Raw genomic sequence first — 25,262 nt, 5'->3', positions numbered from 1 at the left:
CGCCGGCGCAGCCCCGGCAGCGGCTCGACCTCGACCTCGGCGCGGACCACGATCTCCAGGCCGTCGACCGTGCACGCGGTCAGCCGGCCGCCGTTCGCCACGGCATATTCGATCGCCCGCTCGCACGCCGGCGCCTCGCCGTAGATCGCCCGTGCCGCGCCGGCCAGCGCCGCCAGATCCGCCGCGACCTGGGCCCGGTGCCGCCCCACCCGGGCGGCGCCCACCGCCGCTCCGGCCAGACCCGCCGCCACCAGGAGCAGGCCCACCGCCAGCACGAAGATCGACGCCGACCCGCGGTCGCGGCTCACTCCGTCCAGCCGATCGTCGCGGGCTCGCGGGCCGCCACCGCCGTACCCTCCACCGTGATCACCCGCAGCGACCCGAGCAGCCGCACCGGGGCCCGCACGGTCGCGGTTACCGCATCGGCGCCGGTCACCACGTCGAACTCGGCGCCGGGCGGTGCCACCCGGGCCGCCGCCTGCCGGGCGTCGTCACCGCGGGCGGCCGCCAGCGCACCCGCCCGGGCGGCGTCCACGCACTGACCCTTCGCGGTCACCCCGGTCACCGCCGTGAGGCCCGCGAACAGCAGCAGCATGAGCGCCGGCAGCCCGGCCGCAAGCTCGGCCGTGAACGATCCCCGATCGCGGCCGGGCCACCGGCGCCCGGTCACTTCAGGGCCTGCTCGATGACCGCACTGAGAGCCGCCATCACCTTCGGCCCGTTGACCACCTTGAGCAGGACGGTGGCGAACGCCACCGCGGCGAGCGTGCCGATCGCGTACTCGGCTGTGCTCATCCCCGCGTCGCCGGCCTCGGTCCGCAGGCGGATGTAGTGCGCGATCAGTCTGTGCACGTGGTTCTCCATTCGGTTGTGGGTGGGTGCGGCGGTTGCCGCGGTTTGCCGGGACGAGTCCCGGAGGTCAGAGCACGTCACCGAGCACGGCGATCAGGACCGGAACCAGCCCGGCCAGCAGAAAGGCCGGCAAGAAGCACAAACCCAGTGGCAGTACGACGAGGACGCCCGCCCGCTGCCCGGCCCGCTCCACCGCGATGGCCCGGTCGGCACGCAGGTCGTCGGCGAGCCGGACGAGCGCACCGGCGAGCGCACCGCCGCTGGCACTGGACCGCACGGCCGCCGCGGCCAGCCGATCGGCACCGGTCACCCCGGCCAGGTGCGCCCAGGCCTCGGCGGGTTCCGCACCGAGCCGCAGCGACCGCGCGGTCCGCTGCAGACGTTCGCCGAGCTGCCCACCCAGCGCCTCGGCCACCGCGGCCGCCGCGCGGTCGAGCGGCGCACCGGCCCGCAGCGCGGCCGCCAGCAGATCGGCGCCGAGCGGCAGGTCAGCCGAGGCGGCCAGCCGTTCCTTGCGCACCCCCGGCGGCTCCCGGCGCCGCAGAAGCCGCTCGGCCCCGACCGCGGCACCAACCCCGAGCGGCACGCCGAACCACCCACCGACCAGACCCGCCATGGCCAGCCCGGCGACCGCAGCGAGCAGCAGCCTCGACCGGCGTCCCTCATCGGCCGGCGGCTTGGCGGGCCGGGACGGCACATCTGCCTTCGTGGCAAGGGCAAGATCAAGACGCCGTCGTACGCCTCCCGGCCAGCCCACCGGCAAAGCCAGCACCACGGCCGCGGCGACCAGCAGGACCGTCACGTCGGCACTCCCGATCCGAGGGCCGGCAGTTCCTCGGCCGGTTCCGCCGCCGGGCACACGAACGACTCCCGCAACTCCGGATCAGCCGGCGCCCTGCCCCCGACCAGCGCCAGCACACAGCAGGGCCGCATCGACACCCGCACCGGACCGCCGCTCTCCAACAGCGCGGCGACCGCACACTCCGCCGTCATCGAGCCACTCCCGCGACGAGGCGCTCGGCCCAGAGCAGGCCACCACACTGGAGCACCACGGCCCCGAGAGCACAGGCCGCACCCACCGGCGTCCGCAGCAGCACGTGTACCGGATCGGCGCCGATCGTCATCCCGAGCCCGATGCCACCCAGCGGCAGCCCCGCCAGCAGGAGCGCCGTGGCCTGCGCCCCGGCAGCCTGAGCGGCCGCCGAGGCCAGGGCCCGGTCCGCCGCCCGAGCGTCGGCCTCGATCCGCTCGACGAGGTCGGCGGCGGGCGCCCCGGTCCGCTCGGCCAGCCGCCACACCGACGCCGCCAGCCGCCCCAGCCGCTCAAGACCCGGCGGCTGGCCGAAGTTGTCAGCCCACGCCGTCGTGGGTGGCAGGCCGGCCCGCAGGTCGGCCGCCAGCGCGGACAGGTCGTCCAACGCCGCTGCCTTCGCCGCCTTGGCCTGGCGCTGTCGCTGCACGCGGAGGAGGGCGCGGCCCGCCAGTCCGGCGTAGGCCGCGGCGATCGCCCCGGCTACCGGTCCCCCGGCCACCAGCGCCAGCGCGGCCGCAGCGCCGACGGACAGGCCGATCGCGCGCCGGTTCATGCGCCCACCCCCGCCGGTGGTTCCAGGACGGCCGGGACCGCTACGCCGCGAACCGCCAGCAGCCGGGCCAGGGCCGCGGCACCCGGGCCGGCCCCACGCGAGCGCCGCCAGGCCGGGACCACCGTGGCCAGGCGCTGCTCGCCCGCCGGCAGCAGCACGCTGACCGAATCGAGCACCCGGCCGCGATCGGTGCGCCGCACCTGGAGCACCACCTGGAGGGCGGCCACCACCTGGGCGTGCAGCGCGGCCCGGGGCAGGCTGCCGAGCAGGCCGAGCGCTTCCAGCCGGGCCGGTACGTCGGCGGGGGTGTTGGCGTGCAGGGTGCCGGCGCCGCCGTCGTGGCCGGTGTTGAGGGCGCCCAGCAAATCCACGATTTCGGCGCCTCGGCACTCGCCGACCACGAGCCGGTCGGGGCGCATCCGCAGCGCCTGCCGGACCAGGTCGGTCAGGCCCACGGCACCGGCACCCTCCACGTTGGCCGTGCGGGACTGGAGCGCGACCACGTGCGGGTGCACCGGGCGCAACTCGGCCGCGTCCTCGACCAGCACGATCCGCTCGGTCGACGGGACCAGGCCGAGCAGCGTCGAGAGCAGGGTGGTCTTGCCGCTTCCGGTTCCTCCGGTGACCAGGTACGCGAGGCGCGCGGACACCATCGCGGTCAGAACCGGGGCCACCGTGGGCGCGACCGTGCCGTGGTCGACCAGGTCGCCGAGGCTGAACGGGCGCTGCCGGAAGGTGCGCAGCGAGAGGTACGGGCCCTCGGCGGCGACCGGCGGCAGTACCGCGTGCAGGCGGGTGCCGTCGGGCAGGCGGGCGTCCGCGTACGGCTGCCCGTCGTCGAGCCGGCGCCCGCACGCCGCGGCCAGCCGTTGCGCCAGCCTGCGCACCTCGTCGGCATCGCGGAAGGCGACCGCGGCCCGCTGCAGGCCGGCACCGCGGTCGACCCAGACCTGGGTGCCGTTGACCAGCACGTCGGTGACCTCGACGTCGCCGAGTAGCGGGGCCAGCGGGCCGGCGCCGACCAGCTCGTCGCGCACCCGGTCGGCCAGGCGCAGCACGGCGGTGTCGCCCAGCGCCGCCGCACCGGTCTCCCGCCGCACCGCCTGCACCACGGCGGCCGGCGTTGCCTCCACGCCCTCGACCGCGAACCGCTGCCGCAACGAGGAGGCGAGTCCCCCGTACTCGCTCATGCGGGCACCTGGGTCTCGCGTACGAGATCACCAATGAGGCGGCGGCAGAGCTCGGCCAAAGGTCCCTTGCCGGCGTTGGCCGGCGCTTCGCCGCGCTCCAGCGCATGGCACATCGCCGGCTCGGGACGCAGCGAACCGATCAGCGGCAGACCCAGAGCCGAGGCCACTTCCCGGGGTTTGAGCCTGCCGGGCGAGGGGCCGCGAACCACCAGCGACAGGTCGTCGCGATGGACTCGCACCATCCGGGCCACCCGGGCCGCGCTCGCGGTGGCGCGCAGTTCGGCCGGGACAATCAGGACGGCTTGATCGGCGGCCTGGAGTGCCAGCACCGCGGCGTCGTCGAGCTGCCGGGGCAGGTCGGCGATGATCACGTCGCGGCCCCGGCGGCCGGCGTCCAGGGTGGCGGCCATGGCTTCACCGGGTACGGCCGGCGCCTCATCCCGGGCGAACGAGAGAAGTACCAAGTCGCCTCGATGCGGCAGAGCGTTGAGCAGCGCCGGCGGGTCCACCCGGCCGCCCGCCTCGGCCAAGGCGGACCAGCGCAGGCCGTCCACCTGCTCCCAGCCGAGCAGCAGGTCGAGGCCGCCGCCCAGCGGATCGGCATCGACCAGCAGGGTGCGGTGACCGGCCGCGACCGCGGTGACCGCCAACCCGCCGGCCAGGATGCTGGCGCCGGCCCCGCCCCGGCCGCCGATCACCGCCAGCACGCGGCCGTACGGGCGGCCGGGACGCTCGGCGAAGCGGTCGACCAGCCACGGCTCGGCGGCGGGCACAGTGCAGACATTTTCGGCACCGAGCAGGTGGGCGGCCTCCCAGACGTCGGCGGTGAACTTCTGCCGGGCCACCGCGAACAACCGGGGACGGCGCGGCAGCCGAGCACGCAGGCACGCGCCGACCTGGTCGGCGCCGATCACGACGAGCTGCGCGGAGGTGAAGCGGGAGCGGGCCGCGGCCGGATCGGGAGCCACCGTGACCTCGGTGCCTCCGGCGGCGGCCAGCCGGATCAGATCGTCGAGCAGGTCGGCGTCGGCGGTGACGACGAGGGGCAGACGCGGGTCGGACATCGGCACTCCAACGCGAGCGGCGGGCGGATGAGGCGCCCACCTTCGCGGCGGCCGGACGGCCCGGGCAACGCGAAACTTCCCTGCCTGTGGATAACTCGGAATCCTGTGGATAACGGCTTCCCGGCGTCCCGATCTGGTATTTGCGGCCGCCGGAATCCGGACAGAACCAGACACGCGGGCGAGTGAATTGGGCGCGCCTTGGGTATGTTGGGCCGACACGGATTGATGGGGTTGGCATGGAAAGTGCGATCCAGCGCAGGCTTGACGACGACGGCACGGCCACAGTCACCGTGCGCGGCGAGATCGATTACGCCAATTGCGACGACCTGGCGCGCTGCATGCAGGAAGCGGTGACCGAGTGGTCCCCGGCCGTGCTCCGCGTCGAGTTGCGCGGCGCCACCTTCATCGACTCGACCGGCTTAGGCGCACTCATCGAGGGTTACAAGGCGGCCAACGACGCCGAGGCGCAGTTCCTGGTGATCAACCCGACGCGGGCCTTCCGCCGTGTACTCGACGTAACCGGCCTGTCGGATTTCTTCGGCCTGGCCGAGTCATCCGTATCGGACACCGAGGCGACCCAGGCCACCGGCGCATAGGGAACGACCCCCGTCGGGGGAGACGGGGGCCGTCCGAAGATTCGGCTCCGGGGGGGTCGAGCCGAATCGACTCGGTGATCGCGGGGGGCGCAATCACCGAGGGTTCAGGTGATGGAAAGCGGCCGTAGCAACGTGAATCCCGGTCGCAACAAGCACTAGCATGCCTCACCGGAGCCGCACCGTCGAGTACCGATTGTGACTCGCTGCGGCGGTGCTGCCGCTCTGACCGTTTTCACAGCGCGTCACCGAGACCCCCGCACGGCGCGGCGGGGACGGCGCCGATGAACGACTTCCGGCTACACTTTCGGCCCGTGGGCCGCAGCGCCGCGTTTTTCGACCTCGACAAGACCGTCATCGCCAAGTCCAGCGCCCTGGCCTTCGGACGGCCGTTCTATCGTGACGGCCTGATCAGCCGCCGCGACGTGGTCAAATCCGCTTACGCACAGCTGATGTTCCGCCTCGGCGGCGGCGGTGACGAGCAGGCCATGGCCCGCACCCGCGACTATCTGGCCGCGCTGTGCAAGGGCTGGCGGGTCGAACAGGTCCAGCAGATCGTCGCGGAAACCCTCAACGAACTCATAAACCCTTACGTGTACGCCGAAGCGGCCACGCTGATCAGCGAGCACCAGCAGGCCGGCCGCGACGTGGTCCTGGTCTCGGCGTCCGGCGAGGAGATGGTCAGGCCGATCGGCGACCTGCTCGGCATCACCGACGTCATCGCCACCCGGATGAGCATCGTCGACGGCCGCTACAGCGGCGAGATCGAGTTCTACGCCGCCGGCCCCAACAAGGTCACCGGCGTCCAGGCCCTGGCCGACGAGCGCGGCTACCAGCTGGCCGACTGCTACGCCTACTCCGACTCGGCCAGCGACCTGCCGCTGCTGTCGGCGGTGGGCCACCCGAGCGCGGTCAACCCGGACCGCCCCCTGCGCCGCGCGGCCATCGAAAACTCGTGGCCGATCCTGGAGTTCCGCCACCCGATCGCCCTGGGCCGCAGGCTGCGCGACCGCCCGGCGGTCCCGGTGGCGGCCGCACTCGGCGTGGGCGTCGGCGCGGCGATCGGGTTCGCGCTCTACGCCCGCCACCGCCGCCGCGCACTCGCCTAGCCACCCCCGGGCGGCCACGGTCGTGCCACTCGGCGACCGGTGACCGCCGTGTTGCCGGAACATATCCGATAATTACCGCTTTACCGGGCACCGATGGCTCGCCTCGGCAGATCTTGTCGATCTACTGCCATCCCCATCCCCGAACTGAAGATCGACAACGTCGCGACGCAGGCGAGGGCCAAGGCGGACGTTTATCGGCAAAACGCCTCGGCGAGTGCCATGCTCGGCGATCGCGGGGCGAGTTCGCGCACGGCGACCGGCAGGGCGAGTTCGCGCACGGCGACCGGCAGGACGAGTTCGTGCACGGCGACCGGCAGGGCGAGTTCGTGCGGGCCGGGGCGGTGGCGCCGGGACCAAGCTCAGCCGGCGGTGGTGGCGCGCGTCAAGGGCGGGTGGGCCATGGCGGCCGGTGGGCGATTTGATGCCGGCGGGGGGTGGCGCTGGTGGGGAGTGAGCTGGGTGGATGGGTTTGGTCTGACTAATGCGAAAGGCCGGGTTTGCCTGGGGAAGGCCTGGCGATCAAGGGAGCGGCGGCGTAGAAAGAAACGGCGAGGCCTGATGCGGAGGACTTGGATTTTGGGAGAGCCCGGGTTGCCGGGAGACCTTGAAATTCGGGGAAGCAGCGGCGTCTCGTGCGCGGCCACCGGGAACCCACGCGCGATCAGCCACGGCAGGCACGTTGCGGCGGGACCTTTAGCCCTCGGGCTTCTGGACTGTCGACAACGACCCAGGTGCACGCTTGATAACCCGGTCTGGACGGGCATACAGCCGGCGCCCCTCAAGGGACGCCGGCTCTGTTCTGTCCGGCGGGCGTCGGGCAGCGGGCGTCGGGCGTCGGGCAGCGGGCGTCGGGCAGCGGAGAGCCGGCGAGCGGGCGGAGCCGAGCCCCGCGGGACAGCCCGGCGGCTGCGCGCGGAGAGTGAGTTGCAGCCAGCGTGGCGTTGTTCCGGGGACCTGGCTTTACCCGTACCTATGAAGTTGCTTTTTGGTGTCTTGTGCGAAGTTCGTGGTAGACCGCTCGGAAAACGCCGGGGCGGGAGTGGAAGTCGACTCCCTGGGCCCAGAGTTCAGTGTTGATCGTGGAGCCGTCGTGGCGGTCTATCAGGACGGTCATGCCGCTTTCGATCTCCCAGGGACCCACCCGATGGGTCGCCTTGTGCAGGCGGACGTGGGCCACCTCGCGCCAGTGCATCGTGCGGGAGCGGAGCAGGCCGTGGATGCGCAGGCCGGTGACGCCGACGTAGGCGCCCATCTGGAGGATGCGGTGGGCGCCCACCACCCAGAGCGCCGCCATCGTGCAGCCGACCAGCGTGACGTGGTGGCCGGTCAGGTCGAACTGGCGGATCGTGGCCCAGGCGAAAAGCGCCAGCGCGGCCGCCTCCCAGACGATCACCAACCAGCGGCCGATGCCGGGCCGGTAGGGGCGGGTCCAGTTGCTCTCCACGGTTTGGAGTATGGCAGGGGCCAACGGTCAGACCGTTGCGAGGACGCCGTCGCCGATGCGGGTGATCTCGTCGGCGGCGACGGTGACCGCGGCGGCGTAATGGCGCAGCCAGGAGCGCACGCCGTCGGGGGTTCCGGTGGCGTAGGCGCCGGCGGCACCGACGTATTCCGGCTCGCGGTCGCGATGGCCCACATCGGCCGCCACCAGGCCGCGCGGGTCGAGGCCGCGGCCGATCAGGGTCAGGCGGGCGGCGGCTCGGGCGACGACGCCCGCGGGGCCGGCGAACGGGCGCAGGGTGATCAGTTCGGCGTGCACCACGGCGGCCAGCAGGAGCGGCGGGGTCTGCTCGTTTCCGGCCACCAGCGCGGCCAGGGCGTCGATCCGGTCAGCGCCGGCGGTCAAGCGGCCCAGGTCGTCCGGGGTGACCACGCCGCGGGCGGCCAGCACGTGCAGCTTGGCCAGCACCTGCCTGGGCGCGCGCGGCCACAGGTCGACCAGGCCGGGCACGCCCTCGGCGACCCGCAGCGCGCCCTGCAGCACCGGATCGGTCACCGTGCCGGCCCGGACGTCGTCCAGGTCGTAGGCGTGGCCCTCGAGCGCGGCGCTGGCCACCGCGGCGCGCAGGCTCACCTCGGCGGCGACCTGGCCGCCGTGCCGGCGCAGCGCCCGGTGGCGCATCGCGGCGTCCACCCGGTCCCGGGCCGCGGCCAGGGCGGGAGCGACGTCGGCCAGGTCGAGCAGGGGGGCTAGCGGATCCACGCGACCACGGTAGCCGGTAAAAGTGGCGCGACGGTTGCTGCGCGAATCGGTTCACTAATGGCATGATTCGCGCAGTACTACGCAGGTTCCGGTCATCCAGCGCGCCCACGTGGCCATCGGGCGCGCCCTTGGCCGCAAACATCGCCGGGTCGCACCGGCCGAACTAATCTGCAAACGAAGAAGCCCCGGTCAGACGTGAATTTAAGAGGAGCCGCCCTCATGAGCGAGACGTTGGAGAACCTGTACTCGGAGACGCGGCAGTTCCCGCCGCCGGAGGAGCTGGCGGCGAACGCCAACGTCAAAGCGGATGCGTACAACGAGGCGGCGGCCGATCGCCTCGCCTACTGGGCGAAGCAGGCCGAGCGGCTCAGCTGGGCAAAATCGTGGGACGAGATCCTGGACTGGTCCAACCCGCCGTTCGCCAAGTGGTTCATCGGCGGTGAGCTGAACGTCGCGTACAACTGCGTGGACCGGCACGTCGAGGCCGGTCACGGCGACAAGGTCGCGATCCACTGGGAGGGCGAGCCCGGCGACACCCGCACGGTCACCTACGCCGACCTGCTGAAGTCGGTCAGCCAGGCGGCCAACACGCTGACCGAGCTGGGCATCAGCGCCGGCGACCGGGTGGCCATCTACCTGCCGATGATCCCGGAGGCCGCGGTCGCGATGCTGGCCTGCGCCCGGGTCGGCGCCACGCACAGCGTGGTGTTCGGCGGCTTCTCGGTGGATGCGCTCTCCACCCGGATCCAGGACGCCGACGCCAAGCTCGTGATCACCGCGGACGGCGGGTACCGGCGGGGCAAGCCGTCGGCGCTCAAGCCGACCGTGGACGAGGCCGTCGCGAAGTGCCCGAGCATCGAGAACGTGCTGGTGATCCGGCGCACCGGGCAGGAGGTGGCCTGGACCGACAAGGACAAGTGGTGGCACGAGACCGTCGAGCAGGCCAGCCCGGAGCACACCGCGCAGCCGTTCGACAGCGAGCACCCGCTGTTCATCCTCTACACCTCCGGCACCACCGGTAAGCCGAAGGGCATCCTGCACACCACCGGCGGATACCTGACCCAGACGTCGTACACCCACCACGCCGTCTTCGATCTCAAGCCGGAGACCGACGTCTACTGGTGCACGGCCGACATCGGCTGGGTGACCGGGCACTCCTACATCGTCTACGGGCCGCTCTCCAACGGCGCCACCCAGGTCATGTACGAGGGCACGCCGGACACCCCGGGCCGGGACCGCTTCTGGCAGCTCGTCGACAAGTACCAGGTGTCGATCCTCTACACCGCACCCACCCTGATCCGCACCATGATGAAGTGGGGCGACGACCTGCCGGCCGGGTACGACCTGTCGTCGCTGCGCATCCTGGGCAGCGTCGGCGAGCCGATCAACCCCGAGGCCTGGATGTGGTACCGCGAGCACATCGGCCGCAACCGCACCCCGGTGGTGGACACCTGGTGGCAGACCGAGACCGGCGCCATCATGATCTCGCCGCTGCCGGGGGTGACCGCCGCCAAGCCGGGTTCGGCCATGACCCCGCTGCCGGGCATCTCCGGCGACGTCGTCGACGACACGGCCCAGTCGGTGCCGAACGGCGGCGGTGGCTTCCTGGTGCTGCGCGACCCGTGGCCGTCGATGCTGCGCACCATCTGGGGCGACGACAAGCGGTTCATCGACACGTACTGGTCCCGGTTCGGCGCCGGGGCTGGGCAGGGAGATGCCGTCACAGCGAGCAGCGGTAAGGAATGGGTGTATTTCGCCGGTGACGGCGCAAAACGGGACGACGACGGCTCGATCTGGCTGCTCGGCCGGGTCGACGACGTCATGCTGATCTCCGGCCATAACATCTCCACCACCGAGGTGGAGTCGGCCCTGGTGTCGCACCCGTCGGTGGCCGAGTCGGCCGTCGTCGGCGCCACCGACCCGACCACCGGGCAGGCCATCGTGGCGTTCGTGATCCCGCGCGGCAAAGTGGACACCGCGGGCGACAAGGGCGAGGAACTCACCGCCGAACTGCGCAACCACGTGGCCAAGACGCTCGGGCCGATCGCCAAGCCGCGGCAGATCATGCTGGTGCCGGAGCTGCCCAAGACCCGGTCCGGCAAAATCATGCGGCGGTTGCTCAAGGACGTGGCCGAGCACCGTTCGCTCGGCGACGTCACGACCCTGCAGGACTCGGCGGTCATGGATCTCATCTCGCAGGGGATGAAGGGCGCAAAACCGGAGGACTGAACGATGTAATCCGAGAGGGCCGGCGATATTTCGCCGGCCCTCTTCTCGTGCTATGTCCGGGCCATAACACATAACCAATGGCTATCGATTTTTCTAGGTCTTCCATGCCATCGGTGCGTTTGCATACGTTTACCGCTAGCCCCTGAACACGGGGCTGATTCATGCCGGGCAGCACCCCCGCGCCCGGCCCATATGCGGAGGTATGCGTGGTGCGCAAAGTAGTCGCAGGACTGCTCGGCGCCGCGATGGTCACCAGCGTCGGTGTAATGCTCCCGACGGTGGCCCAGGCGGCACCACCAATTGACACGGCGCCGGCGGCGAAGTCCGGCGAACCGGGCGCATTGCCCAAGGACGACCTGCCCAACCCGCTCGAGGACAAACGCCGCGCCCTGCGGACGCAGGCGGTGTCCGATGTGGTCAGCGGCCGGGCCCAGGCGGTGACCAAGAACGGCAGCTCGGTCCTCAAGGTCGGGCACACCCGGGGCGGCAAGCGGGGCGGCAAGGACCAGTACGTCGAGCTGAGCCGTGAGCGCACCGACCGGATCTTCGTGATCCTGGCCGAATTCGGCAACGAGCGGCACCCGGACTACCCGGACATCGACTACGACCCGGACACCCCCGGCCCGTCGACCTGGGAAGGCCCGCTGCACAACGCGATTCCGCAGCCGGACCGCACCAAGGACAACTCGACCAACTGGCGCGCGGACTACTCCGCCGACTACTACCAGGACCTGTACTTCGGCACCGGCAAGAACGTCGAGTCGGTCAAGACCTACTTCGAGACCCAGTCGTCCGGCCGGTACACGGTCGACGGCCAGGTCACCGACTGGGTCAAGGTCAACTACAACGAGGCCCGGTACGGCCGGGACCTGTGCGGCAGCAGCAACTGCTCCAACGTCTGGGAGCTGGTCAAGGACGCCGCCAACAAGTGGGTCGCCGACCAGCTCGCGGCCGGCCGCACACTCGCCGAGGTGACCGCGGACGTCAAGTCGTTCGACCAGTACGACCGGTACGACTTCGACGGTGACGGCAACTTCAACGAGTCCGACGGCTACATCGACCACTTCCAGATCGTGCACGCCGGCGGCGACCAGGCCGACGGCGACCCGCAGCAGGGTGAGGACGCCGTCTGGAGCCACCGCTGGTACGCCTTCTACACCGGCCAGGGCAGCACCGGCCCGTCCGGCAACCTGCTCGGCGGCACCCAGATCGGCAACACCGGCGTGTGGATCGGTGACTACACCATCCAGCCCGAGAACGGCGGCCTCAGCGTCTTCGTCCACGAGTACGGCCACGACCTCGGCCTGCCGGACGACTACGACACCAGCGGCGGCGGCGACAACAACAGCGAGTACTGGACGCTGATGGCGCAGAGCCGCCTCGGCGCGGCCGGCGACCAGGCCATCGGCACCAAGCCGGGCGACCTGGGCGCGTGGAACAAGCTGCAGCTCGGCTGGCTGAACTACACCACGGTCAAGGCCGGCAAGAAGAAGCTCGTTAACCTGGGCCCGGAGGAGTACAACACCAAGAAGCCGCAGGCGGTGGTGGTGGACCTCGGCCAGAAGACGGTCACGAGCGACCTGGGCGCACCGGCCGCGGGCACCAAGCAGTTCTTCTCCGGCAACGCCGACGATCTCAACAACGCGCTGACCCACGCGGTCGACCTCACCGGCAAGACCAGCGGTGCGGTCACCCTGCAGGGCCGGTACGAGATCGAGGAGGACTACGACTACCTCTACTTCGAGGCGTCGACCGACGGCGGGACGACCTGGACCAAGCTGAACGGCACGGTCAACGGTGCCGCGCTCCCGGTGGACGGCAGCGGCCAGCCGGCCCTGACCGGCAGCTCGGGCGGTGCCTGGGCGAACATCGCGATCCCGCTGAACGCGTACGCGGGCCAGGCCATCCAGTTCCGGCTGCACTACCTGACCGACGGTGGCGTCTCGGCGGGCGGCTTCTTCGGCGACGAGCTGACCATCACGGCGGACGGCGCGACCGTGCTGGCCGACGGCGCCGAGGGCACCACGACCTGGGCACTCGACGGCTTCTCGATCGTCGGCTCCAGCGTCACCAGCCAGCACCCGCACTACTACATCGCGGGTAACCGCAGCTACGTGTCGTACGACCGGTACCTCAAGACCGGCCCGTACAACTTCGGCTGGGTCTCCACCAAGCCGGACTGGGTGGAGCACTACAACTACCAGACCGGTCTGCTGATCTCGTACTGGGACACCTCGCAGGCCGACAACAACACGAACGTGCACCCGGGTGAGGGCCGCAACCTCTACGTCGACGCGCACCCGAAGCCGTTCAACAACGTCAACGGCGTTCCGTTCCGGTCCCGGATTCAGGTCTACGACGCTCCGTTCGGCCTGACCCCGACCGACGGCATGCTGCTGCACGTCGACGGCAAGGCGTCGCCGGTTCGTCCGCTGCCGCCGTCGCCGCTGTTCAACGACAAGGGCAAGTACTTCTACGAGGAACTGCCGAACCAGGGCGTCAAGCTGCCCGGTCTCGGTGTCAAGATCGCGGTGCTCAGCCAGAACGGCACCTCGATGACGGTCGGCGTGCTCTGACCCTTCCGGTTCAGGCCGGCGCCCGGGGAGTCGCTCCCCGGGCGCCGGCTCGTTTCGGGGAACGGGTGCGGTCTCTGGCGCGTCCTATCGGTTCGGCTTCAGGAGGGGTTCGGATGATTCGCAGGATGGCGATTTGTGCCGCTACGGTGGCTCTGGTGGCCGTTTCCGGCGGTTGTGGCGGCTCACCCGCTGCCGCGCCCCCCGCGGGTGCCACCCCGCCCTCCTCTGCGCCTGCCTCCTCCCCGCCGGCCCCCTCCGCCGCGCCGTCTTCCCTGCCTCCGCGCGCGACAAATCCGACAAGTCTCCCGAGCTCGTCACCTCCGGTCGATCGGCGTCCGTCCGGTCCGCCTCGCGACCCCACCGACACGATCAAAAAGACCAGCTGGGTGGTGGGCACGGTGACTGCCGGCGGTTCCGGTCCGTGCTACCGCCTCACCACCGACGACGGTACGCAGTACGCGCTGTACTCCGGCGACGGAATCACCCTGGTCAAGGGCGACCGCATAAAGATCAACACCAAACCTGCCCTGGTACGCATCAGCTGCGGCCCCGGCAGATTCGTCGAGATCGTGGCCGTCGAACCGGTGCGATGACCACGGATTAGCACCCACCGCATAGGCTGGACGGCATGGTTGACGAGTCGTGCGTCCTGGTGGAGGGCCCCTGGACGCATCGTTTCGTCGGGGCCAACGGCAGCCGCTTCCACGTGGTCGAGGCCGGCGCCGGCCCGCTCGTCCTGTTCCTGCACGGCTTCCCCGAGTTCTGGTGGGCCTGGCACGACGTGATGACCCGGGTCGCCGACGCCGGCTTCCGGGCCGTCGCGATCGACCTGCGAGGGTACGGCGCCAGCGACAAGCCCCCGCGCGGCTACGACGGCTACACCATGGCGGCCGACGTCACCGGCCTGATCCGCGCCCTCGGCGAGCGCAACGCGATGATCGTCGGCTCGGGCGCCGGCGGCATGATCGGGTGGGCCGCCGCGGCCTTCCACCCCAAGCTGGTGAGCCGCCTCGTGGTGCTGGGCGCAGCCCATCCGCTACGCCTGCGAGCCGCACTCTTCGCCGACCCGCGCGGCCAGCTCGCGGCGTCCGCCACCATCCTGCGTTTCCAGGTGCCACGATACGAACACGTCCTGACCCGCGACGACGCGGCGCTGGTCGGCGAGCTGATGACCCGCTGGTCCAGTCCCCAGTGGAGGCAGACCCCGGAGTTCGCCGACTACGTGCGCCGCTGCCGCGATGCCATCCAGATCCCGCAGGCGGCGTTCTGCGCGCTGGAGGCGTACCGCTGGGTGGCCCGCAGCGCGCTGCGCCTACAGGGCTACCGGTTCGTCAAGCTCATGCAGCACCCGCTGATCACGCCGACGCTCCAGTTGCACGGCGCACTCGACACGGCGACGCTGCCGCGCACCGCGCAGGGTTCCGGCCGCTACGTCATCGCACCGTACGAATGGCGCCTCATCCCGGACGCCGGCCACTTCCTGCACCAGGAGGCGCCCGACGTGATCACCGGCGAAGTGCTGCGCTGGCTCAAGACGTCCTAGGTCAGGTCGATGGCGCGGTCAGCAGGCCGCGCCAGAACGGGGCCATCACGGCCGTGGTCGGCGCGTGCCGGGCAACCAGCGCCGCCACGCCGTCCGGCAGCCCGTCGAGGTCGAGCGGACCGCAGAGCATGTCCAGCGCCCGGTCCCACGGCACCCCGAGCTCATGGCAGATCAGCCATTGGCTCAGGTGAGTGACGGTGAAACGCACGGTCGTAGCCGGCGTGCCGGCGCAGGAAGCCGGACTCCGCCGGCGTCAGGCCGAAACCCGTGTGCAGGGCTAGGCCGAAGTCCGCGAAATAGACCCGCTCGCCATCCGTGAGCAGGTTGCCGAAGTGCGCGTCGAAGTGCACCAGCCCCTGCCCGGCCAGAAAATCCACGCCCTCCCGCACGGACCGGTCCACGAACGCCACAGCCTCCGGGTCGCTCCGGGCCGCCAGCCACGTCCCCACCGGTCCACGTCATCCGGGTCCGGCGCGGGCACCCGCGGCACGATCCGCCAGTGGTAGAGCAGCGGGACGCCGGCATACCGGCCGCTCAGCGCCCACTCGGTGGTCATCCGGTGCGCGGCCAGCTCACGCCAGGCGCCGAAGCCGGCCGAACCGATCCCGTACTGGTAGTGGAGCGGCAGGCCGAACAGGTTGGCGGTGGAGCCGGAGCGCTGCCGTTCCCCGTCGGTGAGCGGCACCCACTTCACGAATACCGGGCTGCCGTCGAACAGCGCCGTCCCGGTGCGGCCGCCGACGCCGGTGGCCTGACCGGCCACGTCCGCGTCGAACAGGGACCGGAACTCGTCGTCGTCCAGCGCGGCCAGCCCGGCCGAGACGGCCTCGTAGCGGGCGTGCCGCGTGGTCAGATCCGCTGCTCCATCAGATCGCTGATCTCGTGGGCGGGCGCCCAGGCCTGGTAGACGCCGAAGTCGAACTCCTCGAGGCCCATCTGCCGGGCTATCGGGGCGCGGCCGCCGGTGTACTCGAGGCGGAACCAGTTGTCGGCCTCGGCCAGGACCAGGAACGGTGCGCCGCGCCAGGAGCAGACCGTGCGCACGTAGACCAGGTCGTCGTACTCGTCGGGGCTGAGCACGCGCACGTAGCGGCCGGGCTTGACCTCGTCGAAGCCGTCGGCCGGCTGGGCGGCGTACACCCGCACGTTGTCGGCGTCCGGGACCGCGTCGTACTCCCGGCCCTGCCAGGTGACCACGTAGCCGTCGCGAATCATTGCTCACCCACCCGGCGCCACAGTGGACCGTCATTGTCGAAGATGGCGACCATGTGCTCGGCGCCGTCCGCGTCGATGCGCCACAGCTGGGCGCCGTGCGGCAGACGGACACTGTCCACCTTGAACTCGGCGATCACGTCGCGGCCCTCGCCCGGGGCGAAACCGTTGCCCCGGAACGGCGCCCGCTCGATCACCCAGCCGTCCATCGCGCGCAGCGCCTGCTCGTTCTGGCCGCCGTACGGGATCCGGTAGAGACTCGGTCGATAGGCCGGCCACCGCAGCACGTACGCCTCCTTGGCGTCCGGCTGATGCGGCGAACCGTGGTAGGTCAGGCCCAGCGCACCGAACAACTCGGCCGGGGTATGCAGGTGCTCGACCTCGGTGGCGCGGTGCACGAAACCGGCCACCCGGTCGTAGCCGCGCTCCAGGTAGTAGTCGACCTGCTCGGGTGGCAGCGTCTTCTGCATGACCGTGGCGTGCTGGGCGTCGTCGCTGGCCGGCTCGGGCGCGGGCACCGGGGCGAGCGCCTCGTCGGCGTGATCGACCGGATCGGCGCCCAGGCCGGCCTCGGCGGCCCAACTCGCCAGCGCGATGACCTGCGGACCAGGGTATTTGGCGCCGACCGGGGTGCCCGGGTTGACCGAGAAGGACCAGGCCGGGTCGGGCCAGTTCCGGATCAGCTCGAGGAACCGGACGCTCACCGTGCGGGTCGGCTCGGCGAAGTGCTCGGCCAGCCGGTCCTTGCTGGTGAAGACGACCAGGAACTGCTCGCCCTCGACCTGCTCGGTGCGGAACGCGAAGCCCGACTCACCGGGCGCGCTGCCCGGCCGGGAGTGGTGCGCCACCGGCACCAGCACGGTGGCCAGCAGCAGCGTCGAGAGGAACTGGTCGGTGCTGCCGCCGTCGGCCGCGTCGTGCAGATCGCGTTCCACATCATTTGCCGGAACGAACGGAGGCGCCGGCGGCAGGGCACGCGCGCTCGGCTGCGGCACGCCGGTGGTGCGGACCTCGAGCGGCGGCGCCCCCAGCCGAGCCGGTCGGTCGCTGCCCGGCGAACCCGGGATGACCGGCGGAGCGGCGGGGCCGCCGACGGACCGTTCCGCCGGGGTCTTGAAGGCTGGGAACGAGGTCAGCGGGGCCGGCTCGCTGGCCGGAGTGGCCTGCCGGCGCGGCAGCGGGCTGCCGAAGCCGGGCCCCGGCTGATCCGCCGGGGCGGAGCGCGGATCCGCCGGGGCGGTGCGCTGGGCCGCGGCGGCCTGCGGCGAGGCGGGCCCCTGCGGGAAGGCGTTGGGCTGGTACGTGGACGCCGGCATCTCGGCGCCCGGGCGGCCCCAGCGCTGGTCCGGCTCGCCCGGGTGCTGCCCGGTCAGGTGCTCCGGGACGGGCGGGGTGTTCGCCATCGGGGTGCGCACCGGCAGCCCGCCGGTCGCCGCCCGCGGGTCGGTGGACCAGCCGGAACCGGCCGGCACCGACGGCGGCCGGTAGGCGGTGGGCACCTCGGGCGACAGGGCGGCGGGCACCTCGGGCGGCGGCGCCGAGGTGGGAGTGCGGGAGGGCAGACCGCTGGGCAGCACGCCGCCGGGCGACCGGAGCGGCAGGCCGCCGGGGCCGACCTGGCCGGGCTTCGGGTCGGCGGGCCGCTGCTCCTCGTCGGCGGCGGGGAACCCGGGCGGCTGACCGGCGGCCGCGGCGGCCCGGGCGTAGCTGGCCGGCGCGCCGCCGAGCGGCACGCTGCTGACCGGGTAGCCGGCCGGCGGGGCACTGCTGGGCTGCGGATATCCGGCGGCAGCCGCACTGCCGGGCGACGGGTATCCGGCCGCGGCAGCGCCGCCGGACGACGGATAACCAGCCGGCGGAGCAGTGCTGGGCGGCGAGTAGCCAGAACCGCTGGGCGACGGATAACCGGCCGCGGCGGCACTGCCCAGCGCCGGGTAACCAGCGGGCGGGGCACTGCTCGGCTGCGCATAGCCGGCCGCGGCCACACTGCCCGGCGGCGGATAACCGGCCGGCGGAGCACTGCTGGGCTGCGGGTATCCGGCCGCGGCGGCGCTGCCGAGCGGCGGGTAACTTGCCGGCGGGGCGCTGGTCGGCTGCGCATAGCCGGCGCCGGCCGCCTGAGCGTAAGCGGCGGGCGCCGAGCCGGTGTATCCGGCCGACCCACCACCCGGATAGGAAGCGGCAGGGTATGCGGCAGCGCCGGGGTAGCCGGCCGGCGCGCCGCTGCTGGGCTGCTCATGCCCGGGCAGCGCCGGGCTGCCCGGCGGTGCCGAGGAGGCGGCCACCGGGTATCCGGCAGGCGAGGCACTGACGGGCTGGCCATAGGTGGCCGCCGCGGCCTCTTCCTTCTGGGCGGCTGCCGCGTTGGCTGCCAGCGCTGCCGAGTGCAGGTCCTGGATGCGGTTCGCCTGCGATTTCTCGCGGCCGGGGCCGCGCGTGGGCAGCCGCAGGTCACCGCGGGACAGCTGGGCCACGAACCAGGCCGGCAGGTAGCCCTCGATCGGCAGGCCGGGGTTTACCGCCAGCCACCACTCGAGGTTGGGCCAGGTGTTGGCCAGTTCCGCGTACGGCACCCGGCGGGCCGAGCCGGTGTAGTCGGCTAGGCAGGCCTGTAGCGCCGCGGTCGACGTGAAGGCCAGCACATGCGTGCGGCCACCCGTGCTCCAGGTGCCCCAGCCCAGCGGCGCGAGGCCCGCCAAGGCGTCGGCGGACACCGGTAACAGCAGGTCAACGCCGGACAGAATACGGAAGTACGTCTCCTGGTCGTCCGTGCGCAGGGCATCCCGCATGGCGACCTCGGCGTCCGTAGCCGGTTCCCACTCGGACACGTCCACCTCTCCCCACCGCGCGACGAGGCCATCTCAACGCGTACAACCTACAAGGTCAGGCGGCGATCACAATGGGCGGCGGTGCGCTGACTGGCAAGTCGGGTGTACGGCGCCCTCGGATGGTCGCCGGGAGCATACCGACAACCCCGTATCGATTGCTAGGCGCGATCATTCAAACACCGATCGTAGCTTCCCGGACACTCTGGGCCAGTACGCGATCGGGGGACACTTAACACGCAAGAACGGACCAAACGGAAACGGTCGGTGCAACCGCCGAGGGCTGAGCCGACCGTTAACCGTCCGTGTGCAGCTGCGCTTACTGGAAGCGCTGGGTCGCCTGCTTCTCGGTGGTGAGGTAATCCTCGGACGCCCGGTCCACCGCGCCCTTGATGTTCTGCAGGATCTGGGTCAGCTCGGCCGAAGCCTTGCGCCACGTCTCCTGGCGGACGTAGTAGGCCTCCTTGGCCTCGCCGTCCCACTCGGAGATCAGCGGAGCCGCGTCGCGCTCAAGCTGATCGAGCTGGCTCTGGAGGGTGCTCACACCCTTGTTGATGTCGGCGCTCGCCTGCTGGAGCGCGCCGAAATTGACGAGAAGAACCCCGTCGCCTGCCATATTTTTCTCCTCCCGTCTCAGCCCTAGAGCGGCAGCTGGAAATTGCCGCCGGTGCTGGCGACGTTGGCGGCCTGGTCGGTGTCGACCGCCGTGTAGCCCTTGCCGGACTCACGGATCGACTGGGCCGTCTCGGACAGGGCCTGGTTGAGCGCCTTGAGGTCGGTCGAGTACTGCGTCTTGACCTGCTCGAACGCGGTCGCGCCGAGACCCTTCCAGGTGCCGCCGAGAGCCGACAGCTCGGACATGAGCGTCGACAGCATGGACTGCAGCGAGTCGTTGGTGCTGTCGAATTTCGCGGCGACACTCGCCATCACCGCGGCATCTGATTGCGTCTGGGCCACCCCGGACGTCACCCCGCTTTCATATTCGGCGCCGACGGACCCGATCCCTAATGGACGGCACATCGACGTGAGCCACCACGTTAACGCGTCCGCACCAACCGTGGGGGGCAGCCGTACGCGGTGACCACTCTTCTTTCACCCTCGAACGACGACGGTAGCCATCCGGTTCAAAGGCCGGAACCCCGAATTTCAAACCTGTGGATAACCCGCCACCCCCTACCGGTGACGGTCAGGTCCTACGATGGGCCGCGCAACGGGGAAAAGAAGGGTGGTGCAGGGTGACGGTGGTGGCGAGCGGCCCCGACTACCGCGACCTCACCGGTCCGGCCAAACCGCAACCCAGGTCGACCGTACGCACGGTCCGGCGTGGACGGTTGTTCGGCGTCCGGGCCAGCCAGTTCGTCGGCACCCAGGTGGCTGCCGTGGTGCTGCTGCTCGGCGCGGTCAACGGCACCGTCGGGCTTGCCGTGGCCGCCGTGCCGGCCGTCGTGATTCTCGGCTTCACCTGGCTGCGGCTGCGCGGCCGCTGGGTGTTCGAGTGGCTCGGCGTGGCGATGCGGTTCAGCGGCCGGCGGCACACCGCCCCGGCCGGTGCGGCGGCACCGTCGCTGTTGGAGTTCGTCGCGCCGGGCTCGCGTGTGGAGCAGGCCGAGATGGCCGGCGACCCGGGCGCCGTACTGATCGACGGTCTCGGCTGCACCGCGATCCTCGAGCTGGGCGACCCGGCCGGCCTGCTCGCCGAGGAGTCGGCCGCGCTGCCCTCACCGGCCTCGCTGCTGCCGGCAGCCGGCCCCGAACACCCGCCGGTACTGATCCAGCTGCTGCTCAGCGGCGCACCCGCGCCGTCGATCCGGGCCGGCGCGGGCACCCCGGCCAACTCCTACCGGCAGCTCACCGAGGGCCGCCTGCTCGGGCACAGCCGCGCGTTGCTCGCGGTCCGGGTGCTGCGGTCCGAGGGTTGGTCCGAGGAGGAACTGCGGCGGGCCCTCGGCGGCCTGGTCCGCAAGCTGGTGCGGCGACTGTCCGCGGCGCCGGCCCGCCCGCTCGGCGAGGCCGCGGCCCTCCGGGTGCTCGCCGAACTGGCCCACGACGACGACGGCGCCGCGGCTCAGGAGACCTGGCCCGGCCTGCGGGTCGGTGGCCTCGCCCAGGCGACGTACCGGCTGCGCCGCTGGCCCGACCTGCGGGTCGAGACCGCCCGCCGGCTGGTGCCGCGGATGCTCACCCTGCCGGCCACCTCCACCACGGTGGCGCTGACCGCCGGGCCGCGCCCGGCGCACGGGCCCACCCCGATCGAGATGACCGTCCGGCTCGCCGCCCCCGACCCGGGCAGCCTGGGCCTGGCCGGTCAGGCGCTGCGCAAGGTGGTGTCGGCCGAGCACGCGGCGGTCCGCCGGCTCGACGGCGAACACCTGCTGGGCCTGGCCGCGACCCTGCCGCTGGGCGGCACCCCGACCGCCGTGCCGGGCCTGCCGCCGGACGGCGTGCACCCGGCCGACCAGTTCGAGGGCCTGCACCTCCCGGTCGGCACCTCGGGTCTGATGCTGGGCCGCAACCGGCACGGCAACCCGGTGGTGGCCCGCCTGTTCCGCCCCGAGCAGACCCGCGCGCTGCTGATCGGCGGGGTGCGCTGCGCCCAGTTGGTGGCGCTGCGGGCGATGGCGGTGGGTGCCCGGGTCGTGGTGCAGACCGCCCGGCCGCAGGCGTGGGAGCCGTTCGTCCGGGGCGCCGCGGTGCCCGGTGAGGCGATCGCCGTGGTGCCGCCGGGCCGGGCCATCGAGATCGCCCCGGGCTCGGCCATCCAGCCGCTGCTGGTCGTGGTGGACGTCGGCCCGGTCGGCGCCGACAACCGCCCGGGAGCGGGCTGGCAGGCCACCCTCGTGGTGCGCGACGACTTCAGCCCCGCCGACGTCGACGTGGCGTCCCGGGCCGACCTGCTGATGCTCCAGCCGCTGCGACCGGACGAGGCGACTCTGATCGGCGGCGCGCTCGGCCTCGGCGAGGTCGCGCAGTGGATGACCCGGATCCGGCCCGACATGGTCGGCGTGGTCAACCGCCGCGCGGTCCGCTGGGCGGCGCTTGCCGAGACTCCGATCGAGGCCCAGCTGATCGGTCCGCCGGGCCGATAGCCACAAGATCTACCCCCGATTGGCATGATCGTGACACCATCGCGTGCCATGGGCATCATCATCCGGCTGTTAATCACCGCCGTCGCGCTCTGGATCTCCACGCTGCTGATCAGCGGGATCCGGCTGACCACCGACTCGATTCTCGAGCAGGCCGGGACGCTGCTCGCGGTCGCCGCGATCTTCGGCATCGTCAACGCGGTGCTGCGGCCGATCATCAAGGTCATCGGTTGCGGGCTCTACGTCCTCACCCTCGGCCTGATCGCGCTCGTCGTGAACGGACTGCTGTTCCTGCTCACCGACTGGATCGCCGGGCAGTTCGGCCTGCCGTTCGAGGTGGACGACTTCTGGCCGAGCGCGGTGCTGGGCGCGCTGCTGGTCGGCGTCGTGAGCTGGGTCCTCAACATGCTGGTGCCGGACGGCGACGACTGATACCGGGCCGGCCGTGAGCTGAGCCATATGCAAGGACCGCCGACCGCCCATGCCCTTACGGTGAGGGCATGGGCGAGGAGCGGAGCGGATATCTGTACGGCCTGTTGGCGTACACCCTCTGGGGTTTCTTCCCGATCTATTTCAAGCTGCTCAAGCCGGCCACACCGCTGGAGATCCTCGCGCACCGGGTGATCTGGTCGGTGGCCTTCGTCGGCCTGCTGCTGGCCGTCATGCGGAACTGGCGCTTCCTGGCCAAGCTGCTGCGCTCGCCGCGGCAGTTCGGCGGGATGGCGCTGGCCGCCCTGCTGATCGCCGTCAACTGGGCGGTCTACATCTACGGCGTCAACTCCGACCGGGTGCTCGAGACCGCGCTCGGCTACTTCATCACGCCGCTGGTGCTGGTGGTGTTCGGGGTGACCCTGGAGCGCGAACGGCTGCGCCGCTGGCAGTGGGCGGCGGTCGGGCTGGGGGCGGCCGCGGTCGTGGTGCTGACCGTCGACTACGGCCGGCTGCCGTACATCGCGCTGGCCCTGGCCGCCAGCTTCGGCTCGTACGGCCTGGTGAAGAAGCGGATGTCGCTGCCGCCGGCGCAGGGCCTGTTCGTCGAGTCCGGGGTGCTCGCGCTGCCCGCGCTGGCGTACCTGATCTGGTTGACCGCGGCCGGGCACGCCGAGTTCGGCCACGTGTCGGTGCCGCACACGCTTCTCATGATCGGCGCGGGCGTGGCCACCGCGGTGCCGCTGCTGCTGTTCGCGGCGGCGGCCAACCGGGTGTCGATGGTCGGGATCGGCATCCTGCAGTACGTGGCGCCGATCCTCCAGCTCGCCTGCGGCCTGCTGCTGTTCCACGAGCCGATGCCGCCGGCCCGGCTGGCCGGGTTCTGCCTGGTCTGGGTCGCGCTGATCATCTTCACCGCGGATGCCATCCGGCAGAACCGCCGAAAGCAGAACCGCCGGAAAAGGACGGTGACCGGACCGACGGCCGCCACCGCCGAGCCGGTCACCGCCTTGCCACCCCGCTGACCCGGAATCAGAAGGTCAGGGGACGTCGTAGGCGAGAAGCGCCTTTCCGTCGTACCGCACCAGCTCCAGCCGGGAGAGGCTGCCGCGGGCGAAATGCGTGACTCCCGGCATGCTGAACGTCGCGCCGGGCGCGGCCTGCCACGAGCCGAGTTGTTCCTGGTCCTCGTCGGGTCCGTAAGCGATCAGCCGGAACGTGCCCGGCCGCTGTGCCGATTTGTCGTACTGGCAGACCAGCTCGACCCGGGTGCCGCCGGTGGTGCTGGTCAGCTTGACCGTGGCGGTGATCGGCGAGGAGCCGGCGACCGGTGCCATGGCGACGGCCGGGCCGGACGGCGGGGTGGCCGGCGTGGCGGTGTCCCGCGTCCAGACCAGGACCCCCGCGGTGATCACCGCGACCAGCACCGCGGCGGCCGCGCTGCTCATCACCCGTACGCCCAATGCCTTGCGCCTTTTGCCGCGATTAGCGCAAGTCGCCGACGAGACCGCCATGTCCCGCAGCGACGCGCCCGGGTGTGCCCGCCGGCCGGAAAGCGCCGGATCGTCCACGGTGAGCGTCGGATCAAGGAGTTTTGCGAACTCCTTGGCGTCCAGCCTAGACAAGAGATCCGGCAAAGTGGAAATATCGGCCACGGCCTCGCGGCAGAAGGAACAGGTCGCGAGGTGGCGCTCGTAGGCGGCACGCTCGGCCGACGAGAGGGCGCCCAGCACGTACGCTCCGTCATCGTGCTCATGCTCACAGCGCACCCCGTCACCACCCTCCGCTGATATCCCGCTGCACCCTGTCTTACGTGAGCGAACAGTGGGAGGTTCAACGGAGTCTTAGCCGCCCAAGTCAGGCAGTGGCGGACTCACCGGCCGACAGCGCCTCGGCCACGTTTCGGGCGGCCGCGGTCAGCTTGGCGCGCACCACCCGGGCCGAGGTGAGCATCTCGGCGGCCGGTAAGGCGCAGGCCAGGACGAGTCGGCGCTCGATGTCCCGGTCGGGCACGACGAGCACCGAGGCGCATGCGAGGCCCTGCCGGAACTGACCCATTTCGATCTGCATGCCGCGCCGCTCACCCGCTGACAGGTCGGCTTCGAGTGCCTCGGGAGTGGTGAGAGTGGCCGGGGTGAATTGGCGCATGCCGTAATCGCGCAGGTACCGGGCACGCTGATCGGGGGTCAACGTGGCCAGCAGGGCCTTGCCCAGCGCGGTGGCGTGCCCGCCCTCGTCGAACCCGGGCGCCATGTCGTCGACGAACGGCGAGCGGGCGCCCTCGGCCGAGGCGGTCACCGCTATCCGGCCGCCGACGAAGCGCCCGAGATAGTGGCTGTAGCCGGTATCCAGGGCGGCCCGGCGTAACGCCTCACCGACCGCGGGCGGCCCGCGGAAGGCGGAAACCAGCTCTCGGTACCGATCGGCGATCTCCAAACCGACGATGTACGTGCCGTCCTCGCGACGGATCACGTAGCCCTCGTACGCCAGTGTGCGCACGAGGTGGTACGTCGTCGCGACGGTCAACTCGCATCGTCGCGCTATCTGCTTCACGGTGAGTCCGCGCGGGGCCCGGCCGACCGACTCGAGGACGCGCAACGCGCGTGACACGCTCCGAATCAGATCGGACGGCTCCGCCAGGGGGTCGCGCACAGCTACCTCCGACGCCAGGGACTTACACCATATGAATAATCTTCCGCCGACGGAATGCCAAAAAGCATGTGGATCACGGTCGATTTACACGACGCGTGTGGTCATTAGCACTCAAC

At 71.5% G+C, this 25,262-nt stretch carries 26 protein-coding genes and 1 pseudogene; 9 read left to right on the top strand and 18 right to left on the bottom strand.

What is annotated here, in order from left to right:
• Positions 1-32: 32 nt before the first annotated feature.
• The 8 genes and pseudogenes from Ari01nite_RS28565 to ssd all read right to left on the bottom strand — a co-directional run.
• Positions 33-308 (bottom strand): annotated as a pseudogene (locus Ari01nite_RS28565) (Rv3654c family TadE-like protein); the annotation flags it as partial.
• The gene (locus tag Ari01nite_RS28560) at positions 305-670 is read right to left on the bottom strand and encodes a TadE family type IV pilus minor pilin (RefSeq protein ID WP_203785283.1); all 366 of its coding nucleotides are present in this window, start codon (positions 668-670) and stop codon (positions 305-307) included. The gene Ari01nite_RS28560 and the pseudogene Ari01nite_RS28565, both read right to left, overlap by 4 nt.
• Entirely contained in the window at positions 667-795 is a 129-nt protein-coding gene (locus Ari01nite_RS28555) for a DUF4244 domain-containing protein (RefSeq protein WP_438872238.1), read from the bottom strand. Before Ari01nite_RS28555 ends, Ari01nite_RS28560 begins: the two co-directional genes overlap by 4 nt.
• A 124-nt stretch (positions 796-919) precedes the next feature.
• Positions 920-1,645 (bottom strand): type II secretion system F family protein, encoded by a 726-nt coding sequence (locus Ari01nite_RS28550; protein WP_438872237.1) that lies wholly within the window; start codon positions 1,643-1,645, stop codon positions 920-922.
• A 5-nt stretch (positions 1,646-1,650) separates the two neighbouring features.
• A complete protein-coding gene (locus Ari01nite_RS28545) occupies positions 1,651-1,845 on the bottom strand; it encodes a hypothetical protein (RefSeq protein WP_203785281.1) in 195 nt (64 codons plus the stop codon).
• Positions 1,842-2,438: a hypothetical protein gene (locus Ari01nite_RS28540; protein WP_203785280.1), complete on the bottom strand. Its 597-nt coding sequence runs from the start codon at positions 2,436-2,438 to the stop codon at positions 1,842-1,844. The genes Ari01nite_RS28545 and Ari01nite_RS28540 overlap by 4 nt, the downstream gene beginning before the upstream one ends.
• The gene (locus tag Ari01nite_RS28535; protein ID WP_203785279.1) at positions 2,435-3,628 is read right to left on the bottom strand and encodes a TadA family conjugal transfer-associated ATPase; all 1,194 of its coding nucleotides are present in this window, start codon (positions 3,626-3,628) and stop codon (positions 2,435-2,437) included. Before Ari01nite_RS28535 ends, Ari01nite_RS28540 begins: the two co-directional genes overlap by 4 nt.
• Positions 3,625-4,692, bottom strand: a complete 1,068-nt coding sequence (gene ssd, locus Ari01nite_RS28530; protein ID WP_203785278.1) for a septum site-determining protein Ssd — start codon at positions 4,690-4,692, stop codon at positions 3,625-3,627. Before ssd ends, Ari01nite_RS28535 begins: the two co-directional genes overlap by 4 nt.
• A gap of 236 nt (positions 4,693-4,928) precedes the next feature.
• On the opposite strand from ssd, the gene Ari01nite_RS28525 reads away from it, so the two are divergent.
• Together Ari01nite_RS28525 and Ari01nite_RS28520 are read left to right on the top strand one after the other, a co-directional pair.
• Positions 4,929-5,288, top strand: a complete 360-nt coding sequence (locus Ari01nite_RS28525; protein ID WP_203785277.1) for an STAS domain-containing protein — start codon at positions 4,929-4,931, stop codon at positions 5,286-5,288.
• 311 nt (positions 5,289-5,599) lie between these two features.
• Positions 5,600-6,394, top strand: coding sequence for an HAD family hydrolase (locus tag Ari01nite_RS28520; protein ID WP_203785276.1), 795 nt, complete (start codon positions 5,600-5,602; stop codon positions 6,392-6,394).
• Positions 6,395-7,364: 970 nt separating this feature from the next.
• Here the strand turns inward: Ari01nite_RS28520 and Ari01nite_RS28515 are convergent.
• On the bottom strand, positions 7,365-7,838 hold the full coding sequence (locus Ari01nite_RS28515) for a PH domain-containing protein (protein WP_203785275.1): 474 nt from the start codon (positions 7,836-7,838) through the stop codon (positions 7,365-7,367).
• Positions 7,839-7,865: 27 nt separating this feature from the next.
• Positions 7,866-8,597, bottom strand: coding sequence for a Fic family protein (locus Ari01nite_RS28510; protein WP_203785274.1), 732 nt, complete (start codon positions 8,595-8,597; stop codon positions 7,866-7,868).
• A gap of 219 nt (positions 8,598-8,816) precedes the next feature.
• Here Ari01nite_RS28510 and acs point away from each other — a divergent pair, with 219 nt between their 5' ends.
• The 4 genes from acs to Ari01nite_RS28490 all read left to right on the top strand — a co-directional run bounded on the left by acs (position 8,817) and on the right by Ari01nite_RS28490 (position 14,945).
• Positions 8,817-10,826 carry an acetate--CoA ligase gene (acs, locus tag Ari01nite_RS28505; protein WP_203785273.1) on the top strand — a complete coding sequence of 670 codons (2,010 nt, stop codon included), beginning with the start codon at positions 8,817-8,819 and terminating at the stop codon, positions 10,824-10,826.
• Between the two features lie 245 nt (positions 10,827-11,071).
• Complete coding sequence (locus Ari01nite_RS28500; RefSeq protein ID WP_203785311.1) at positions 11,072-13,402, top strand: immune inhibitor A domain-containing protein; 2,331 nt, start codon at positions 11,072-11,074, stop codon at positions 13,400-13,402.
• 398 nt (positions 13,403-13,800) lie between these two features.
• The gene (locus tag Ari01nite_RS28495; RefSeq protein ID WP_203785272.1) at positions 13,801-13,995 is read left to right on the top strand and encodes a hypothetical protein; all 195 of its coding nucleotides are present in this window, start codon (positions 13,801-13,803) and stop codon (positions 13,993-13,995) included.
• 35 nt (positions 13,996-14,030) lie between these two features.
• On the top strand, positions 14,031-14,945 hold the full coding sequence (locus Ari01nite_RS28490; RefSeq protein WP_203785271.1) for an alpha/beta fold hydrolase: 915 nt from the start codon (positions 14,031-14,033) through the stop codon (positions 14,943-14,945).
• A 1-nt stretch (position 14,946) separates the two neighbouring features.
• On the opposite strand, the gene Ari01nite_RS28485 is transcribed toward Ari01nite_RS28490, so the two are convergent.
• From Ari01nite_RS28485 to Ari01nite_RS28455, 6 genes are all read right to left on the bottom strand, one after another.
• Positions 14,947-15,153: a hypothetical protein gene (locus tag Ari01nite_RS28485; RefSeq protein WP_203785270.1), complete on the bottom strand. Its 207-nt coding sequence runs from the start codon at positions 15,151-15,153 to the stop codon at positions 14,947-14,949.
• A gap of 69 nt (positions 15,154-15,222) precedes the next feature.
• The gene (locus Ari01nite_RS28480) at positions 15,223-15,708 is read right to left on the bottom strand and encodes a hypothetical protein (protein WP_203785269.1); all 486 of its coding nucleotides are present in this window, start codon (positions 15,706-15,708) and stop codon (positions 15,223-15,225) included.
• Between the two features lie 86 nt (positions 15,709-15,794).
• The gene (locus Ari01nite_RS28475; RefSeq protein WP_203785268.1) at positions 15,795-16,160 is read right to left on the bottom strand and encodes a UCP033725 family protein; all 366 of its coding nucleotides are present in this window, start codon (positions 16,158-16,160) and stop codon (positions 15,795-15,797) included.
• Complete coding sequence (locus Ari01nite_RS50125; RefSeq protein WP_239163097.1) at positions 16,157-18,985, bottom strand: SseB family protein; 2,829 nt, start codon at positions 18,983-18,985, stop codon at positions 16,157-16,159. The genes Ari01nite_RS28475 and Ari01nite_RS50125 overlap by 4 nt, the downstream gene beginning before the upstream one ends.
• A gap of 316 nt (positions 18,986-19,301) precedes the next feature.
• Entirely contained in the window at positions 19,302-19,598 is a 297-nt protein-coding gene (locus Ari01nite_RS28460; RefSeq protein WP_203785267.1) for a WXG100 family type VII secretion target, read from the bottom strand.
• Positions 19,599-19,621: 23 nt separating this feature from the next.
• Complete coding sequence (locus Ari01nite_RS28455; protein ID WP_239163096.1) at positions 19,622-19,951, bottom strand: WXG100 family type VII secretion target; 330 nt, start codon at positions 19,949-19,951, stop codon at positions 19,622-19,624.
• A gap of 266 nt (positions 19,952-20,217) precedes the next feature.
• Here Ari01nite_RS28455 and eccE point away from each other — a divergent pair, with 266 nt between their 5' ends.
• The 3 genes from eccE (at position 20,218) to rarD (ending at position 23,519) form a co-directional block, all read left to right on the top strand.
• Complete coding sequence (eccE, locus tag Ari01nite_RS28450) at positions 20,218-22,068, top strand: type VII secretion protein EccE (RefSeq protein ID WP_203785266.1); 1,851 nt, start codon at positions 20,218-20,220, stop codon at positions 22,066-22,068.
• A gap of 48 nt (positions 22,069-22,116) precedes the next feature.
• A complete protein-coding gene (locus Ari01nite_RS28445; protein ID WP_203785265.1) occupies positions 22,117-22,497 on the top strand; it encodes a phage holin family protein in 381 nt (126 codons plus the stop codon).
• A gap of 68 nt (positions 22,498-22,565) precedes the next feature.
• The gene (rarD, locus tag Ari01nite_RS28440) at positions 22,566-23,519 is read left to right on the top strand and encodes an EamA family transporter RarD (RefSeq protein WP_203785264.1); all 954 of its coding nucleotides are present in this window, start codon (positions 22,566-22,568) and stop codon (positions 23,517-23,519) included.
• A 15-nt stretch (positions 23,520-23,534) separates the two neighbouring features.
• On the opposite strand, the gene Ari01nite_RS28435 is transcribed toward rarD, so the two are convergent.
• Together Ari01nite_RS28435 and Ari01nite_RS28430 are read right to left on the bottom strand one after the other, a co-directional pair.
• Positions 23,535-24,263 (bottom strand): anti-sigma factor family protein, encoded by a 729-nt coding sequence (locus Ari01nite_RS28435; RefSeq protein WP_203785263.1) that lies wholly within the window; start codon positions 24,261-24,263, stop codon positions 23,535-23,537.
• An 88-nt stretch (positions 24,264-24,351) separates the two neighbouring features.
• Positions 24,352-25,146, bottom strand: coding sequence for an IclR family transcriptional regulator (locus Ari01nite_RS28430; RefSeq protein WP_203785262.1), 795 nt, complete (start codon positions 25,144-25,146; stop codon positions 24,352-24,354).
• Positions 25,147-25,262 lie beyond the last annotated feature (116 nt).

The sequence above is a fragment of the Paractinoplanes rishiriensis genome, assembly GCF_016862375.1.
GTDB lineage: Bacteria > Actinomycetota > Actinomycetes > Mycobacteriales > Micromonosporaceae > Actinoplanes > Actinoplanes rishiriensis.
This window is presented reverse-complemented; position numbering and strand designations above follow the sequence as displayed.

What these genes read in the sequence shown, in the direction of transcription:
- Ari01nite_RS28555 (WP_438872238.1), bottom strand. Translation starts at nt 795, where the DNA reads ATGAGCACAGCCGAGTACGCGATCGGCACGCTCGCCGCGGTGGCGTTC.
- Ari01nite_RS28545 (WP_203785281.1), bottom strand. Translation starts at nt 1,845, where the DNA reads ATGACGGCGGAGTGTGCGGTCGCCGCGCTGTTGGAGAGCGGCGGTCCG.
- Ari01nite_RS28540 (WP_203785280.1), bottom strand. Translation starts at nt 2,438, where the DNA reads ATGAACCGGCGCGCGATCGGCCTGTCCGTCGGCGCTGCGGCCGCGCTG.
- Ari01nite_RS28535 (WP_203785279.1), bottom strand. Translation starts at nt 3,628, where the DNA reads ATGAGCGAGTACGGGGGACTCGCCTCCTCGTTGCGGCAGCGGTTCGCG.
- ssd (WP_203785278.1), bottom strand. Translation starts at nt 4,692, where the DNA reads ATGTCCGACCCGCGTCTGCCCCTCGTCGTCACCGCCGACGCCGACCTG.
- Ari01nite_RS28525 (WP_203785277.1), top strand. Translation starts at nt 4,929, where the DNA reads ATGGAAAGTGCGATCCAGCGCAGGCTTGACGACGACGGCACGGCCACA.
- acs (WP_203785273.1), top strand. Translation starts at nt 8,817, where the DNA reads ATGAGCGAGACGTTGGAGAACCTGTACTCGGAGACGCGGCAGTTCCCG.
- Ari01nite_RS28500 (WP_203785311.1), top strand. Translation starts at nt 11,072, where the DNA reads ATGGTCACCAGCGTCGGTGTAATGCTCCCGACGGTGGCCCAGGCGGCA.
- Ari01nite_RS28490 (WP_203785271.1), top strand. Translation starts at nt 14,031, where the DNA reads ATGGTTGACGAGTCGTGCGTCCTGGTGGAGGGCCCCTGGACGCATCGT.
- Ari01nite_RS28475 (WP_203785268.1), bottom strand. Translation starts at nt 16,160, where the DNA reads ATGATTCGCGACGGCTACGTGGTCACCTGGCAGGGCCGGGAGTACGAC.
- Ari01nite_RS28460 (WP_203785267.1), bottom strand. Translation starts at nt 19,598, where the DNA reads ATGGCAGGCGACGGGGTTCTTCTCGTCAATTTCGGCGCGCTCCAGCAG.
- Ari01nite_RS28445 (WP_203785265.1), top strand. Translation starts at nt 22,117, where the DNA reads ATGGGCATCATCATCCGGCTGTTAATCACCGCCGTCGCGCTCTGGATC.
- rarD (WP_203785264.1), top strand. Translation starts at nt 22,566, where the DNA reads ATGGGCGAGGAGCGGAGCGGATATCTGTACGGCCTGTTGGCGTACACC.